Source organism: Kitasatospora sp. NPDC057904 (assembly GCF_042887925.1).
Lineage (GTDB): Bacteria > Actinomycetota > Actinomycetes > Streptomycetales > Streptomycetaceae > Kitasatospora.
The window spans coordinates 238,071-252,847 of the sequence record NZ_JBHVOL010000005.1; the positions used below are offsets into that span (position 1 = coordinate 238,071).

A 14,777-nucleotide genomic window follows, 5' to 3' on the forward strand; every position below is an offset into this window, starting at 1 on the left:
AGCCTGTGGATAACTTGGGCGCCAAGTGCTGTCCACAGCTGTGGACAGCACTTCGTGAGAGCGCGAACCGCACAGGCGGACACGCGTAGAACAGCTGTCCACACCCGGCGCACCACACGGGCTGTGCACAACCCCGCACCCGTTGTGGACAACGGCCGCCGGCGTCAGGCGCCGTAGCGGGCCATCCCGATCAGCACCATCGCCAGGACGACGGCCAGCGCGCCCGCCATCGTCAGCGCCTGGACCGGCCCGCGGCGCTCGCGCGGGGCGAACATCAGGCCAACCGCGGTCAGCGCCCCCACCACCAGGCCGCCCACGTGCGCGCGCCAGTCGATCCCCGACATCGAGAAGGTGAGGATCAGGTTGAAGACCAGCAGGGCCATCACCGGGCCGATCGGACTGCGGGTCCTGATCTGCAGCACGAGCGTCGCCCCGAAGAGGCCGTAGATCGCCCCGGAGGCCCCGACCGAGTTCATCAGGTTGCCGGCCACGAGGAAGGCGAAGGCGCTGCCGGCCAGGCCCGAGAGCAGGTAGAGGCCGAGGAAGCGCGCCCGGCCGAGCACCGCCTCCAGCACCGGTCCGGTCCACCAGAGCGCCAGCATGTTGAAGCCGATGTGCCAGACCTGGACGTGCAGGAAGGTCGCCGTCAGCAGCCGGTACCACTGGCCGGGGCCGTCGGCGACGCCCCCGGGACCGCCCGGGATCGCCCGCCCGGCGCTGAACAGCGACCAGTCCTGGACCAGCCACGGCGAGAAGACGTAGGCGGCGAGCACGAAGACCGCGACGTTGATCCCGATCAGGACCTTGGTGACGAGCGCGCCGTCGGCCGTCAGCGCCCCGCCGTAGCGGGTGGTCGGCCGCCGCACCTGGGCGTGCGCGCCGCTGACGCACTCCGGGCACTGGAAGCCCACCGAGGCGGGCACCATGCACGACGGGCAGACCGGACGCCCGCAGCGGGTGCACGAGATGCCGGTGGGCGTCTGCGGATGGCGGTAGCACCCGGGCGGAACGGCCTCGGGAGTGGACGCCTGGACCCCATCGGCCGGCGGCCTCGGCTCGTCCGGGAGCATCAGCGGTTTCCCCTTCCCGTACAGGACCACCGGAGCCGCCAGCCTACTGCGGCCGCCCCGGCGGCGGACGTCGTCCCCACTCTCGATCCTGCCCCGCCGGTCCCCCTCCCCAAGCACCCGCGACACCCGCAGACGGCCCACCCCGGGGTGCCGTCGGACAAATCAGGATGCATGATCAGCATTCAGGTGGATATGTGCATATAGGACGCCACCCAGGAGGAGAGAACCCGTGACCCGTTTGGACTCAGCTCGTGAGACGGCCGCCAGGACCCGGGACACCGCCGCGCACCTCGCGGACGGCGCCAAGCAGCGCCTGGGCCCCGCCCTCGACGCGCTCGGGCCGAAGGCCTCCCAGGCCGCCCAGAGCCTCCGCGTCCAGTACGACCGGCACCTCGCCCCCCAGTTCGGCCACGCCTTCGCCAACCTCCCGCCGGACGCCCAGGAGAACGCCCTGAAGGCCTTCCACCGGGCCCAGGAGGCCGCACTGGCCGCCCGCCTCTCCGCCGCCCGCGCCGCGGACCAGGCGCGCTCCACGGTCGCCCCCAGGGTCGTCCAGGCGGTCGGGGACGCCCGCGCCGCGGTCGTCCCGGTCGCGCAGGAGGCCCAGGCCCGGGGCGCCGCCGCGCTCACCGCCCTCCAGGGCCACGTCAGCTCCGCCGAGATCAGCGACCTCGCCGCCCGCAACGCCAGGAAGGAACAGCACAACGGCCGGGCCGCCGGCCTCGCCGTGGCGGGCGCGGTGGCGATCGGCGGCGGGGTCCTCGCCTGGCAGTGGTGGCGCCGGCACAGCAACCCGGAGTGGCTGGTCGAGCCCCCGGCGCCGCAGGCCGCGCAGCCGGCCGGCGCCCACGCGACCGGCTCCTCCGCCGCACCGGTCAACGGCACGGGCCCCGAGGGGGCGGCCGACGAGCCCGCTCCCCCGGCCGACGACCGCCCCAAGCCGCACGACCCGCGCAAGCCGCACTGACGCCGGAACGCCGATCGGCCGTTGACCCGGACTCAGGTCAACGGCCGATCGGCTGGTACTGCGAACTGTGGAGCATAGGAGACTCGAACTCCTGACATCTGCCTTGCAAAGGCAGCGCTCTACCAACTGAGCTAATGCCCCTCTACGGCACCGCCGGTGCCGACGGGCACTAGCGTACCGGGTTCCGGCGGCCTACCGGTGCCGTCCCCCTGAGGGAATCGGCCGACCCGGTCCGGGACCGGGTCGGCCGACCCGAGGAGGCGCGCGGAGCGCCCCCGAAGATCGTCGATCGTCAGATCGCCCGGAGGTCAGCGACCGGCCGGAACCGGGTCGGTGGCCTCGGTCCACAGGTCCTGCTCGGCGCGGTCCGCCTGGACCTGACGGTAGACAAAGAAGCCGCCGAGGGCGACCAGGGCGACCAGGAGAAGCTTCTTCACCGCGGGACCTCGTCCTTCTTGCATAAGTGGACTCAAGAGCCGAGTTCCGGCCGGAGTGACCGGGCCGACGAGTCCAGTTCTTTTCGAACGCCTACGGGGCCGCCGGGTGCCAGACTGCCCTTGCGGCCGATGATACACACCGGTGTCCCAATCGTGACCAGCCACCGCTGCCGCCAACCCCGCGCCCGGACCGCGGGATTGACGCCGGGAAACGCCGAAGGGCCCGGAGTGATCCACTCCGGGCCCTTCGGGGAGGTGGGCCTAACAGGACTTGAACCTGTGGCCTCTTCCTTATCAGGGAAGCGCTCTAACCGTCTGAGCTATAGGCCCTCGCCACACGCAGAGGTTACCGGAACCTGGCCGTGGAACGAAAACCGGGAAACGCCGAAGGGCCCGGAGTGATCCACTCCGGGCCCTTCGCGGTGGTGGGCCTAACAGGACTTGAACCTGTGGCCTCTTCCTTATCAGGGAAGCGCTCTAACCGTCTGAGCTATAGGCCCTTGCCGCACTGAAAGATTAGCGGACCGACCGCCGATCCCCCAAATCCGTTCCGGCGGGGGTCGCGGCAGGGACCCCGGCGCCGAGCCGCGGCGCCCCGGTGGAGCGCCGCAGCAGCCACTCCTCCCGGGTCGCCGGCAGGCCGGCCGCGCCCTCCTCGGTGCTGCGGACGGCGAGGACCTGGTTGATCCCGATCCGGTTCTGCTCGAAGGCCAGCGCGGAGGCCGCCATGTACAGCCGCCACACCCTGGCCCGGCCGCGGCCGACCAGCCGGACCGCCTCCGTCCAGTGCGCCTCCAGGTTGGCCACCCATTCGCGCAGCGTCAGCGCGTAGTGCTCGCGCAGCGACTCGACGTCGCGGACCTCGAAGCCGGCCTCCTCCAGCCGGGCCACGGTGGAACCGACCGGCGAGAGCTCGCCGTCCGGGAAGACGTAGCGGTCGATGAACGGGCTGGTGCGGTGCTCCTCGCCGGGGTGGTCGGGGCGGCGCGCGATCTGGTGGTTGAGCAGCCGGCCACCGGGCACCAGCAGCCGGTAAAGGCCCTCGGCGTACACCCGGTACTGCTCCTCGCCGACGTGCTCGGCCATGCCGACGCTGGAGATCGCGTCGAAGGGGCCGTCGGCGGTCTCCCGGTAGTCCTGGAGCCGGACCTCCACCCGGTCGGCCAGCCCGGCCTCCTCGACCCGCCGGCGGGCCAGCGCGACCTGCTCCGCCGAGATGGAGACGCCGACCGCCGTGACGCCGTAGTGCCGGACCGCGTGCAGCAGCAGCGAGCCCCAGCCGCAGCCGACGTCCAGCAGGCGCATCCCCGGCCGCAGGCCGAGCTTGCGGCAGATCAGGTCGAGCTTGGCCGCCTGGGCGTCCTCCAGGCTCTTCGAGTCCGGCGTCCAGTAGGCGCACGAGTAGACCATCGAGGAGCCCAGGACGAGCCCGTAGAAGTCGTTGCCGACGTCGTAGTGGTGGCTGATGGCGGCGCGGTCCCGGCCGCGGCTGTGCAGCCGCCCCCGGGCCGTCCGGGCCTCCTCGGGGGGCGGCGTGGGCCGGGGGCCGACCGCGCCGGCCCGCAGGACGGCGGCGAGCGCCCGGCGGCCCTCCGGGCCGACCACGTCGGCCGGGCCGAACTCCAGGGTGCGGATCCGCGGCAGCTCGGAGAACCGGCCGACGGCGTCGAGCACCTCGTAGAGGTCGCCGCCGGGGGCGACGTCGAGGTCCCCCGAGACGTAGGCGCGGGCCAGGCCGAGCTCGCCCGGGGCCCAGAGCAGGCGGCGCAGCGCGCGGCGGTTGCGCAGGACGATGGTGGGGGCGCCGGGCGGGCCGGCGACGCTGCCGTCCCAGGCCTGGACCCGCAGCGGGACCTGCACCCCCAGCAGCCCTTCCAGGGCCTCGACCAGTTGACCTGCGAGCTGTGCCATCGAGCGCGCCTCCGTCCAGTCGTCCTGCACGACCCGGTCGGGCGGACCGGGGGCGGCCTGCGGCACTCCCTGACGCGGAACGGGCGGCATCCAGCAAATCCCACCGCGGCCGGCCCGAATCCGGGCGGCACGCCGCGGGCGGCCGGCTGTCACCCGAAATGCCGACGGGCCCCGGAGGCTGAAACAGCCTCCGGGGCCCGTCCATTCCGTCCGGGGACGGAGTTCTGACCGTGGATCAGGATCCGGCCGGGTCAGTCCTCCTCGGCGAGGGTCAGCTCGACGCCGCCGGTGAAGCCGGCCGCGGCGTTGTAGATGAACGCGGAGAGCGTGGACAGCGCGGTCAGCAGCACGACGTCCACCACGGCGATCAGCGAGGTGAAGGTCATCACCTTGCCGAAGCCGATGTAGTCCATGATGTTGATGCCGCCGTTGCTGTCCGACCCCGTGACGTCCTTCAGGGTCTTGGACAGCGAGTCGAAGACGCCGAGCGAGTCCAGCGTCATCCACAGCACGGCCGCGGCCACGATGATGATGATCCCGACCGCCAGCGACAGCAGGAAGCTGACCTTCATCACGGACCACGGGTCGACCTTGGTCACCCGCAGACGGGCCTTGCGCGTGCGGCCCAGGCCCGGGCCGGCGGCCGGGGCTCCGGTGCCGGGTCGGCGCGCGGCCCCGGGGACGGGCGTGCCGCCGGGCGGGGTGTTCCCCGTCCGGGTGCCCCGGGCCGGGGTCGGCTGCCCCTTGGCGTAGGTGGTCGGCTGGGAGAACCCGCCGGCCCCGCCCTGGGCGCCCGGGGCCGGCGTCTGACCGCCGTACGTGGCACCGCTCTGGCCCGCCGCGCCGACCGGTGGCATCAGCGAGGTGGACGCGGCCGGGTGTTCGGCCGGCGGCTGCGGCACGCCGTACCCACCCCCGCCCTGCGCGCCCGGACGGCCGCCGGAGGCTCCTCCCGCAGCACCCGTGGCTCCACTCACCTGGTCCTCCCGCACTTCCCGCCAGGGCGGGGGAACCGCCCTGTTCGTCACTCGACATCCAGCGCCCGGCGGGATTGCCCGGAACTGGTCGGCGGCCGGTGCCGCCGCATCCCCTCACTGAGGACGCGACGGCACCGGCCAACGGTTCGGTCAGACGCCGGCTTCGCCGCCGGCGGCCGTCTCCGTACCCTCGGCCATCTCGGTGGACTCGGTGCCCTCGACCTCGTCCTCCGACGTCTCCTCGTCCTCGGCCTCCGCGTTGCGGGCCATGCCCACGACCGCGTCGCGCTTTCCGAGGTTGATCAGTTGGACGCCCATGGTGTCACGTCCGGTTTCACGAACCTCGGAAACCCTCGTGCGGATCACCCCACCCGACAGGGTGATCGCCATGATCTCGTCGGTGTCGTCGACCACCAGCGCGCCGACCAGCGAACCCCGGCCCTCGACGATCTTCGCCGCCTTGGTGCCGTAGCCGCCGCGTCCCTGAACACGGTACTCGTCCACCGCCGTGCGCTTGGCGTACCCGCCGTCGGTGGCGGTGAAGACGAACGTGCCCGGGCGGACGACGTTCATCGAGAGCAGCTCGTCGTCCTCGCGGAAGGCCATGCCCTTGACGCCCGAGGTGGCGCGGCCGGTGGGCCGCAGGGCGTCGTCGGTCGCGGTGAAGCGGATCGACTGGGCCTTCTTGGAGACCAGCAGCAGGTCGTCCTCGGAGGAGACCAGCTCGGCGCCGATCAGCTCGTCGTCCCGGCCCGCCTCGTCCTGGCGCAGGTTGATCGCGATCAGGCCGCCGGAGCGCGGGGAGTCGTAGTCCTTCAGCGCGGACTTCTTGACCAGGCCGGCCCGGGTGGCGAGCACCAGGTACGGCTTGTCCTCGTAGGTGCGGACGGCCATCACCTGGGTGATGTGCTCCTCCGGCTGGAAGGCCAGCAGGTTGGCCACGTGCTGGCCGCGGGCGTCGCGCCCGGCGTCCGGCAGCTCGTAGCCCTTGGCGCGGTAGACCCGGCCCTTGTTGGTGAAGAACAGGATCCAGTTGTGGGTCGTCGTCACGAAGAAGTGGTCGACGATGTCGTCCTGCTTGAGCTGGGCACCGCGCACGCCCTTGCCGCCGCGCTTCTGCGAGCGGTAGAGGTCGGAGCGGGTCCGCTTCACGTAGCCGCCACGGGTGATCGTGACGACGATGTCCTCCTCGGCGATGAGGTCCTCGATGGAGAGGTCGCCGTCGGACGGGATGAGGGTCGAGCGCCGCTCGTCGCCGTACTTCTCGACGATCGCGGTGAGCTCCTCGGAGATGATCTCCCGCTGGCGGGTCGGCGAGGCCAGGATCGAGTTGTACTCGTCGATCTTGCGCTGGAGCTCGTCGTGCTCGTCGGTGATCCGCTGGCGCTCCAGGGCGGCCAGGCGGCGCAGCTGCATCTCCAGGATCGCGTTGGCCTGGAGCTCGTCGATGGACAGCAGCTCCATCAGGCCGGTGCGGGCCGCGTCGGCGCTGGCCGAGGCCCGGATCAGCGCGATGACCTCGTCGATCACGTCGAGCGCGCGGAGCAGCGCGCGCAGGATGTGGGCGCGCTCCTCGGCCTTGCGCAGGCGGAACCTGGTGCGCCGGACGATGACCTCGACCTGGTGGTTGACCCAGTGCCGGATGAAGGCGTCGAGCGACAGCGTGCGCGGCACGCCGTCGACCAGGGCCAGCATGTTGGCGCCGAAGTTGGTCTGCAGCTCGGTGTGCTTGTACAGGTTGTTCAGCACGACCTTGGCGACCGCGTCGCGCTTGAGCACGACCACCAGGCGGGTTCCGGTGCGCGAGGAGGACTCGTCGCGGACGTCGGCGATGCCGGCGACCTTGCCGTCCTTGACCAGGTCGGCGATCTTCAGCGCGAGGTTGTCCGGGTTGACCTGGTAGGGCAGCTCGGTGATCACCAGGCACTGGCGGCCCTGGATCTCCTCGACCTCGACGACGGCCCGCATGGTGACCGAGCCGCGGCCGGTGCGGAAGTAGTCGTCGATCCCGCGGTGGCCGACGATCAGCGCGCCGGTCGGGAAGTCCGGGCCCTTGATCCGCTCGATCAGGGCCTCCAACAGCTCCTCGTTGGAGGCGTCCGGGTGCTCCAGCGCCCAGAGCGCGCCGGAGGCGACCTCGCGGAGGTTGTGCGGCGGGATGTTGGTGGCCATGCCGACCGCGATGCCGGTGGCACCGTTGACCAGCAGGTTGGGGATGCGCGCGGGCAGGACGGTGGGCTCCTGCGAGCGGCCGTCGTAGTTGGCGGCGAAGTCGACGGTCTCCTCGTCGATGTCGCGCATCATCTCCATGGCCAGCGGCATCATCTTGCACTCGGTGTAGCGCATGGCCGCGGCCGGGTCGTTGCCCGGGGAGCCGAAGTTGCCGTTGCCGTCCACCAGCGGCATCCGCAGCGACCACGGCTGGGCCAGGCGGACCACGGTGTCGTAGATGGAGGTGTCGCCGTGGGGGTGGTAGTTGCCCATGACGTCGCCGACGACGCGGGCGCACTTGTAGTAGCCCTTCTCGGGCCGGTACCCGCCGTCGTACATCGCGTAGAGCACGCGGCGGTGCACCGGCTTGAGGCCGTCGCGGACCTCGGGGAGCGCCCGGCTGACGATCACGCTCATGGCGTAGTCGAGGTAGGAGCGCTGCATCTCGGTCTCGAGCTCGACCGGCTCGATCCGCATGGTCGCCTGGGCGGTGGCCTCGGCGGGTACGGGGGTCTCGGGCTGTTCGCCGTCGGGACGGTTGTCGTCGACCACTGGTGGTCAGTTTCCTTTCACGCGGACTGGTACGTGCGGCTGCCGGTCGGGCGGCGTCACACGTCCAGGAAGCGGACGTCCTTGGCGTTTCGCTGGATGAAGGAGCGGCGGGCCTCGACGTCCTCGCCCATCAGCACGGAGAACAGCTCGTCGGCGCGGGCGGCGTCCTCCAGGGTGACCTGGAGCAGCAGCCGGTGCTCGGCGTCCATGGTGGTGACCCGGAGCTCCTCGGCGTTCATCTCGCCGAGACCCTTGAAGCGCTGGATCGCGTCGTCCTTGGGGAGCCGGCGCCCGGCCTCCACGCCGGCCGCGATCAGCGCGTCGCGCTCGCGGTCGGAGTAGGCGTACTCGAAGTCGTCCTTGCCCCACTTGATCTTGTACAGCGGGGGCATGGCCAGGTAGACGTACCCGGACTCGACCAGCGGCCGCATGAAGCGGAACAGCAGGGTCAGCAGCAGGGTGCGGATGTGCTGACCGTCGACGTCGGCGTCGGCCATCAGGACGATCTTGTGGTACCGGAGCTTGGACTCGTCGTAGTCCTCCTGGATGCCGCAGCCGAAGGCCGAGATCAGCGCCTGGACCTCGGTGTTCTGCAGCACCTTGTCGATCCGGGCCTTCTCGACGTTCAGGATCTTGCCGCGGATCGGCAGGATGGCCTGGGTGCGCGGGTCGCGGCCCTGCTTGGCCGAGCCGCCGGCGGAGTCACCCTCGACGATGAAGATCTCGCACTCGGAGGGGTCCTTGGACTGGCAGTCCGACAGCTTGCCCGGCAGCGAGGCGGACTCCAGCAGGCCCTTGCGGCGCGTGAGGTCGCGGGCCTTGCGGGCGGCGACGCGCGCGGTGGCGGCCTGGATGGACTTGCGGATGATGTCCGCGGCCTCGTTGGGGTTGCGGTCCAGCCAGTCGTTCAGGTGCTCGTGGACGACCTTCTGGACGAAGGTCTTGGCCTCGGTGTTGCCGAGCTTGTCCTTGGTCTGGCCCTCGAACTGCGGCTCGCCGAGCTTGACCGAGATGATCGCGGTCAGGCCCTCGCGGATGTCCTCGCCGGAGAGGTTGTCGTCCTTCTCGCGGAGCAGCTTCTTGTCGCGCGCGTAGCGGTTGACCAGGCCGGTCAGCGCCGCGCGGAAGCCCTCCTCGTGGGTGCCGCCGCCGTGGGTGTGGATGGTGTTCGCGAAGCTGTAGACGCCCTCGGTGTAGGAGGTGTTCCACTGCATCGCGATCTCCACCGAGATCGCCTTGTCCTTGTCCTCCGCCTCGTAGTCGATGACCGAGGGGTGGATGACCTCGCCCTTGCGGGAGTTGAGGTGGGCGACGAAGTCGGCGATGCCGCCGTCGTACTTGTACGTGACGGTGAGCGGCTTGCCCTCCTCGTCCACGTGCTCGGGGCGCTCGTCGGTCAGCGAGATCGACAGGCCCTTGTTGAGGAACGCCATCTCCTGGAAGCGCCGGGAGAGCGTCTCGAAGGAGTAGACGGTGGTCTCGAAGATGTCCGGGTCGGCCCAGAAGGTGACGGTCGTACCGGTCTTGTCGGTGGTCTCGCCCTTGACCAGGGGGGCGGTCGGCGCGCCCATCTTGTAGTCCTGGGTCCAGCGGTGGCCGTCCTTGTGGATCTCCACCGACAGCCGGGTGGACAGCGCGTTCACCACGGAGACGCCGACGCCGTGCAGACCGCCGGAGACCGCGTAGCCGCCGCCGCCGAACTTGCCGCCGGCGTGCAGGACGGTGAGCACGACCTCGACGGCCGGCTTGTCCTGGCCCGGGACGATGTCGACCGGGATGCCGCGGCCGTTGTCGACGCAGCGGATCGCGCCGTCGGCCATGATCGTGACATCGATGGTGTCGGCGTACCCGGCCATCGCCTCGTCGACGGAGTTGTCCACGACCTCCTGCACCAGGTGGTGCAGGCCGCGCTCACCGGTGGAGCCGATGTACATGCCGGGGCGCTTGCGGACGGCGTCGAGGCCTTCCAGCACCTGGATGTTGCTACCGGTGTAGGAAGCCTGGTCGGTCTGGTCTGGGGTCTGGCTGGGGTTGCCGGAATCGGCCACGAAGCGCCCTCTCTGGCACAGCGCGGGCCGCATCCCCACCCCGTGTGGGCGGGCGTGCGACCACGGCGTTTCGACTCGGTTGCCACTAGCAACAGTGTTTGGCTCTCAGTCTACCGGTACGACTGACAGAGATGGGCCTTTGGCAGCCCTTGAGGGCAGATATGCCGCCCTGAATCCCCTCTGCACATGTCCCGATACTCGACCGGGGGGCCCAGAGCGCCTGGAAGGGCTGTCAGGGGTTCCGGAAGATCGTGGTCCGGTCGCCCTCCTCCGAGGACGGGCCCGCGCCCGCGATCAGCCCCAGGTGTCGCCCGGTCCCTTGCTGCCCGGGGCGCGCAGCCGGCCGTAGCCGCGGGCCGGTGCGGCCGGACCGAGCACCTTGATGGTGCGGACCGTGCCGTGGCCCAGCTCGTGGTTCAGACGGGCCACCAACTGCCGGGCCAGCCAGCGCAGTTGGGTGGCCCAGGCGGTCGAGTCGCACTGCACGGTGAGCACCGCGGCCTGGTCGTCGTAGGAGGACGGGTGGCAGTGCGCGGCGATGTCCGGGCCGACGATCTGCGGCCACCGGCCCATCACCCCGCCGACCGCGGCCGAGGACTCCCAGCCCCGCTCGGTCAGCAGCCGGTTCAGCGCCGCGCCCAGCGGCACCGGGTCGCGGCCGTCCGAACGGGCCCCGCTGCGCAGGCCGTGCCGCTTCGCCTCGCGCTTCTGCTGGACCTGCTCGCCGCGCTGACGCGCCTGCGCCCGGGCCGCCCGCAGCGCCGAACGGGCGAGGTCGGCACCGGTCGGCCGGTCGGCGCCGGGCTGCGGGGAGGTCTCCGCGGACTCGCTCACGGCGATCTCCTTTCCCCAGCCTGTGGACAACGGTCGAGCGGTCCAGCGTACGGGAGCGGTGGGACGGTCGGGATCCGCCCACCGGCGGGGGCGACCGGGGGGCTCTACGAAGGAATCGTGAAAGTCAGGCGCGCGGCGGAGCCGTGCCCGCGCGGCAAGCCCGTGGGGGGATCGCCTGAGAAAGATCGCCTGAGGGAGATCGCGTGGAGGATCAGGCGTCGACGCGGCGCACGGCGCCGTCGGCCACCGCGAAGCGGGCGCCGGCCAGCGCCTTCGGCACGTCCTCGGCGACCGCGGCGGTCACCAGGACCTGCTCGCCGTCGGCCACCAGCTCGGCCAGCCGGTCCCGGCGGGCCGCGTCGAGCTCGGCGAAGACGTCGTCCAGGATCAGCACCGGCTCACCGCCGTCGGCGCGCAGCAGTTCGTACGAGGCCAGCCGCAGCGCGAGCGCGAACGACCAGGACTCGCCGTGGCTCGCGTAGCCCTTGGCGGGCAGCGGGCCCAGCTTGAGCCCGAGCTCGTCGCGGTGCGGGCCGACCAGGGTGATCCCGCGTTCGACCTCCTGCCTGCGCACCGCCTGCAGGGCCTGGAGGAGCTGTTCCTCGGCCTGCTCGCGGCTGGCCGGCAACTCGCCCTCGAAGGAACTGCGGTACTCCAGCGCGGTGTCCCCGCCGCCGGGCGCCAGTTGCCCGTACGCGGCCGTCACCAGCGGCTGCAGGGCCGCCACCAGCTGGATCCGGAAGGCCGTCAACTCGGCTCCGGCTCGGGCGAGGTGACCGTCCCACACCTCCAGGGTGGAGAGGTCGGCGCCCTTGCCGCCACCGGCCCGGCGGGCCATCGCGGCGGTCTTCAGCAGCGCGTTGCGCTGTTTGAGCACCCGTTCGTAGTCCTGCCGCACGCCGGCCAGGCGGGGGGCGCGGGCGGTCAGCAGCTCGTCGAGGAAGCGGCGGCGCTCACCGGGGTCGCCCTTGACCAGGCTGAGGTCCTCGGGGGCGAACAGCACGGTGCGCAACAGGCCCAGCACGTCGCGCGGGCGGACGTTGTCGGAGCGGTTGATCCTGGCCCGGTTCGCCTTGCCGGGGGTGAGCTCCAGTTCGACCAGGGTGGAGCGGCCGCGGTCCACCACGGAGGTGCGGATCACCGCGCGCTCGGCGCCCAGCCGGATCAGCGGCGCGTCGGTCGCCACCCGGTGGCTGCCCAGGGTGGCGACGTAGCCGATCGCCTCGACCAGGTTGGTCTTGCCCTGGCCGTTGGGACCGACGAAGGCCGTCACGCCCGGGTCGAGGGGCACCTCGGCCCGGGCGTACGACCGGAAGTCGGCGAGCGACAGGTGCGCGACGTGCATGGCTGTGGACTGCGCTCGCCTTCTGGTGGGGAGGGGCTACTTGGACTCGACCGCGTGGCCACCGAACTGGTTGCGCAGCGCGGCGATCATCTTCATCTGCGGCGAGTCGTCCTGGCGCGAGGCGAAGCGGGCGAACAGCGAGGCGGTGATCGCCGGCAGCGGCACGGCGTGGTCGATCGCGGCCTCGACGGTCCAACGGCCCTCGCCGGAGTCGGCGGCCCAACCGCGCAGCTTCTCCAGGTGCTCGTCGTCGTCCAGGGCGCGGACGGCCAGGTCCAGCAGCCAGGAGCGGATGACGGTGCCCTCCTGCCAGCTGCGGAAGACCTCGCGCACGTCGGTGACCTCGGGGGCGGCCTCCAGCAGCTCCCAGCCCTCGGCGAAGGCCTGCATCATCGCGTACTCGATGCCGTTGTGGACCATCTTGGCGAAGTGGCCGGCGCCCACGGCGCCCGCGTGCACCGAGCCGAAGTCCCCCTCGGGCTTGAGCGCGTCGAAGACCGGCTGGACCCGCGCGACGTGCTCGGCGTCGCCGCCGTACATCAGGGCGTAGCCGTTCTCCAGGCCCCAGACGCCGCCGGAGACGCCGCAGTCGACGAAGCCGATGCCCTTGGCCGCCAGCGCCTCGGCGTGCTTGATGTCGTCCGTCCAGCGGGAGTTGCCGCCGTCGACCACGACGTCACCGGGGGACAGCAGCTCGGCGAGCTCGTCCACGGTCGCCTGGGTCGCGGCGCCGGCCGGGACCATCACCCAGACCACGCGCGGGCCCTGGAGCTTGGTGACGAGTTCCTGCAGGCTCTCGACGTCGGAGACGTCCGGGTTGCGGTCGTAGCCGATGACGGTGTGGCCGGCGCGGCGGATCCGCTCGCGCATGTTGCCGCCCATCTTGCCGAGACCGATGAGGCCGAGCTCCATGACCAAGTCCTTACCTGTGGTGACGTGCCTGCCGGCGGCGCCGTTGCCGCACACTCCCTGAGCCTACGCGCTGAACGCACAGGGCCTCCCCCGGTCCGGGCCGACCGGGGGAGGCCGTCCACAGGCTGTGGGTACGGCCTGTGGGTATCGCTCGTGTAGGTCAGCCGGAGAGGCGGACCGGCATGCGGAGTCCTGTGGGGGACGACCCCCACACCCCCGGGATCATGCCGGTCACCAGCATCAGCCCGAGAGGCGGACCGGCATGATCAGGTACTGGTACGCCTTGTCCTCCTCGGCGTCCACCGAGGCCTTGCCGCTCAGGAGGGCGGGCTTGGTCGGGGTGGTGAAGCTCAGCTGGGCGTAGGCGGAGTCGATGGCCTTGAGGCCCTCCTCCAGGTAGCCCGGGTTGAAGGCGATCGAGATGTCGTCGCCCTCCAGGTCGGCGTCGACCCGCTCGGTGGCCTGGGCGTCGTCGCCCGAGCCAGCCTCCAGGGTCAGCACGCCCTGCTCGAAGCTGAGCCGGACCGGGGTGTTGCGCTCGGCGACCAGCGAGACGCGCTTGAGCGCCTCCAGGAACGGCTGGGTCTGGATCGCGGCGACGGCGCTGAACTCGGTCGGGAAGAGGCTGCGGAACTTGGGGAACTCGCCCTCCAGCAGCCGCGTGGTGGTGCGGCGGCCGGCGCCCTCGAAACCGATCAGGCCCTCGCCGGCGCCGCCCGAGGACAGCGCGATCGAGACGTTGTCGCCGCTGCCCAGGGACTTGGCGATGTCCTGCAGGGTCTTGGCCGGGACCAGCGCGACGGCGGAGATGTCCGACTGCTCGGGCTTCCACAGCAGCTCGCGCACGGCGAAGCGGTAGCGGTCGGTGGCGGCCAGGGTGATCCGGTCGCCCTCGATCTCGACCCGGACGCCGGTCAGCACCGGGAGGGTGTCGTCACGGCCGGCGGCCACGGCGGCCTGGCTGACCGCGGAGGCGAAGACGTCGCCCGAGACGGTGCCGGTGGCGGTGGGCATCTGGGGCAGTGCCGGGTACTCGTCCACCGGGAGGGTGGGGAGGGTGAACCGGGAGCTGCCGCAGACCACGCTGACCCGCTGGCCGTCGGTGGAGATCTCCACAGGCCTGTTGGGGAGGTTGCGCGAGATGTCGTTCAGCAGGCGACCGGAGACCAGGACGGTGCCGGCCTCCTCGATGTCGGCCTCCAGCTCGACCCGGGCCGAGACCTCGTAGTCGAAGCCGGACAGGGCCAGGCTGCCATCCTGTGCCGTCAGCAGCAGGCCGGCCAGCACCGGCACCGGCGGCCGTGCCGGGAGGCTGCGGGCAGCCCAGGCCACCGCCTCCGCGAGGACGTCACGCTCCACCCGGAACTTCACCGGTAACCGCCTCCTGGATCGAGCGCTCCCGCTCGCACTCTGGTTCGTCTGATCTTGATCGTCGGTCTGGCTGTCCGCCGAGCTCTGCCACTCCGCTTCCAGTTGCCGAGGACAGTCTGACGTACTCCGCCGACAGACGGGG

At 71.5% G+C, this 14,777-nt stretch carries 11 protein-coding genes and 3 tRNA genes; 1 reads left to right on the forward strand and 13 read right to left on the reverse strand.

Going from position 1 to position 14,777, the window contains the following annotated elements; translation table 11 throughout:
- Positions 1-164 precede the first annotated feature (164 nt).
- A complete protein-coding gene (locus tag ACFVSN_RS15510; RefSeq protein WP_380508446.1) occupies positions 165-1,070 on the reverse strand; it encodes a rhomboid family intramembrane serine protease in 906 nt (301 codons plus the stop codon).
- A 229-nt stretch (positions 1,071-1,299) separates the two neighbouring features.
- Between ACFVSN_RS15510 and ACFVSN_RS15515 the strand changes: the two genes are divergently transcribed.
- Positions 1,300-2,037 carry a DUF5324 family protein gene (locus ACFVSN_RS15515; protein WP_387955433.1) on the forward strand — a complete coding sequence of 246 codons (738 nt, stop codon included), beginning with the start codon at positions 1,300-1,302 and terminating at the stop codon, positions 2,035-2,037.
- A 68-nt stretch (positions 2,038-2,105) separates the two neighbouring features.
- Here the strand turns inward: ACFVSN_RS15515 and ACFVSN_RS15520 are convergent.
- The 12 genes from ACFVSN_RS15520 to dnaN all read right to left on the reverse strand — a co-directional run bounded on the left by ACFVSN_RS15520 (position 2,106) and on the right by dnaN (position 14,635).
- Positions 2,106-2,178 (reverse strand) — tRNA-Ala (locus ACFVSN_RS15520).
- Positions 2,179-2,345: 167 nt separating this feature from the next.
- A complete protein-coding gene (locus ACFVSN_RS15525; protein WP_014137031.1) occupies positions 2,346-2,474 on the reverse strand; it encodes a DLW-39 family protein in 129 nt (42 codons plus the stop codon).
- A gap of 256 nt (positions 2,475-2,730) precedes the next feature.
- Positions 2,731-2,804, reverse strand: a tRNA-Ile gene (locus ACFVSN_RS15530).
- 93 nt (positions 2,805-2,897) lie between these two features.
- Positions 2,898-2,974: transfer RNA gene (locus tag ACFVSN_RS15535), tRNA-Ile, on the reverse strand.
- A gap of 16 nt (positions 2,975-2,990) precedes the next feature.
- On the reverse strand, positions 2,991-4,385 hold the full coding sequence (locus ACFVSN_RS15540) for a class I SAM-dependent methyltransferase (RefSeq protein WP_380441765.1): 1,395 nt from the start codon (positions 4,383-4,385) through the stop codon (positions 2,991-2,993).
- A 251-nt stretch (positions 4,386-4,636) separates the two neighbouring features.
- A complete protein-coding gene (locus tag ACFVSN_RS15545; protein ID WP_380441753.1) occupies positions 4,637-5,287 on the reverse strand; it encodes a DUF3566 domain-containing protein in 651 nt (216 codons plus the stop codon).
- 225 nt (positions 5,288-5,512) lie between these two features.
- Positions 5,513-8,050, reverse strand: a complete 2,538-nt coding sequence (gyrA, locus tag ACFVSN_RS15550) for a DNA gyrase subunit A (RefSeq protein ID WP_387955599.1) — start codon at positions 8,048-8,050, stop codon at positions 5,513-5,515.
- Positions 8,051-8,181: 131 nt separating this feature from the next.
- Positions 8,182-10,206 carry a DNA topoisomerase (ATP-hydrolyzing) subunit B gene (gene gyrB, locus ACFVSN_RS15555; protein WP_380441751.1) on the reverse strand — a complete coding sequence of 675 codons (2,025 nt, stop codon included), beginning with the start codon at positions 10,204-10,206 and terminating at the stop codon, positions 8,182-8,184.
- Between the two features lie 261 nt (positions 10,207-10,467).
- Positions 10,468-11,007: a DUF721 domain-containing protein gene (locus tag ACFVSN_RS15560; RefSeq protein ID WP_380441749.1), complete on the reverse strand. Its 540-nt coding sequence runs from the start codon at positions 11,005-11,007 to the stop codon at positions 10,468-10,470.
- Between the two features lie 211 nt (positions 11,008-11,218).
- Positions 11,219-12,352 carry a DNA replication/repair protein RecF gene (recF, locus tag ACFVSN_RS15565; protein ID WP_380441747.1) on the reverse strand — a complete coding sequence of 378 codons (1,134 nt, stop codon included), beginning with the start codon at positions 12,350-12,352 and terminating at the stop codon, positions 11,219-11,221.
- 36 nt (positions 12,353-12,388) lie between these two features.
- Positions 12,389-13,264 carry a phosphogluconate dehydrogenase (NAD(+)-dependent, decarboxylating) gene (gene gnd, locus ACFVSN_RS15570; RefSeq protein ID WP_380498764.1) on the reverse strand — a complete coding sequence of 292 codons (876 nt, stop codon included), beginning with the start codon at positions 13,262-13,264 and terminating at the stop codon, positions 12,389-12,391.
- 240 nt (positions 13,265-13,504) lie between these two features.
- Positions 13,505-14,635: a DNA polymerase III subunit beta gene (gene dnaN, locus ACFVSN_RS15575; RefSeq protein ID WP_359964163.1), complete on the reverse strand. Its 1,131-nt coding sequence runs from the start codon at positions 14,633-14,635 to the stop codon at positions 13,505-13,507.
- Positions 14,636-14,777: the final 142 nt, after the last annotated feature.

What these genes read in the sequence shown, in the direction of transcription:
- gyrB (WP_380441751.1), bottom strand. Translation starts at nt 10,206, where the DNA reads ATGCGGCCCGCGCTGTGCCAGAGAGGGCGCTTCGTGGCCGATTCCGGC.
- gnd (WP_380498764.1), bottom strand. Translation starts at nt 13,264, where the DNA reads ATGGAGCTCGGCCTCATCGGTCTCGGCAAGATGGGCGGCAACATGCGC.
- ACFVSN_RS15540 (WP_380441765.1), bottom strand. Translation starts at nt 4,385, where the DNA reads ATGGCACAGCTCGCAGGTCAACTGGTCGAGGCCCTGGAAGGGCTGCTG.
- recF (WP_380441747.1), bottom strand. Translation starts at nt 12,352, where the DNA reads ATGCACGTCGCGCACCTGTCGCTCGCCGACTTCCGGTCGTACGCCCGG.
- ACFVSN_RS15510 (WP_380508446.1), bottom strand. Translation starts at nt 1,070, where the DNA reads ATGCTCCCGGACGAGCCGAGGCCGCCGGCCGATGGGGTCCAGGCGTCC.
- gyrA (WP_387955599.1), bottom strand. Translation starts at nt 8,050, where the DNA reads ATGCGGATCGAGCCGGTCGAGCTCGAGACCGAGATGCAGCGCTCCTAC.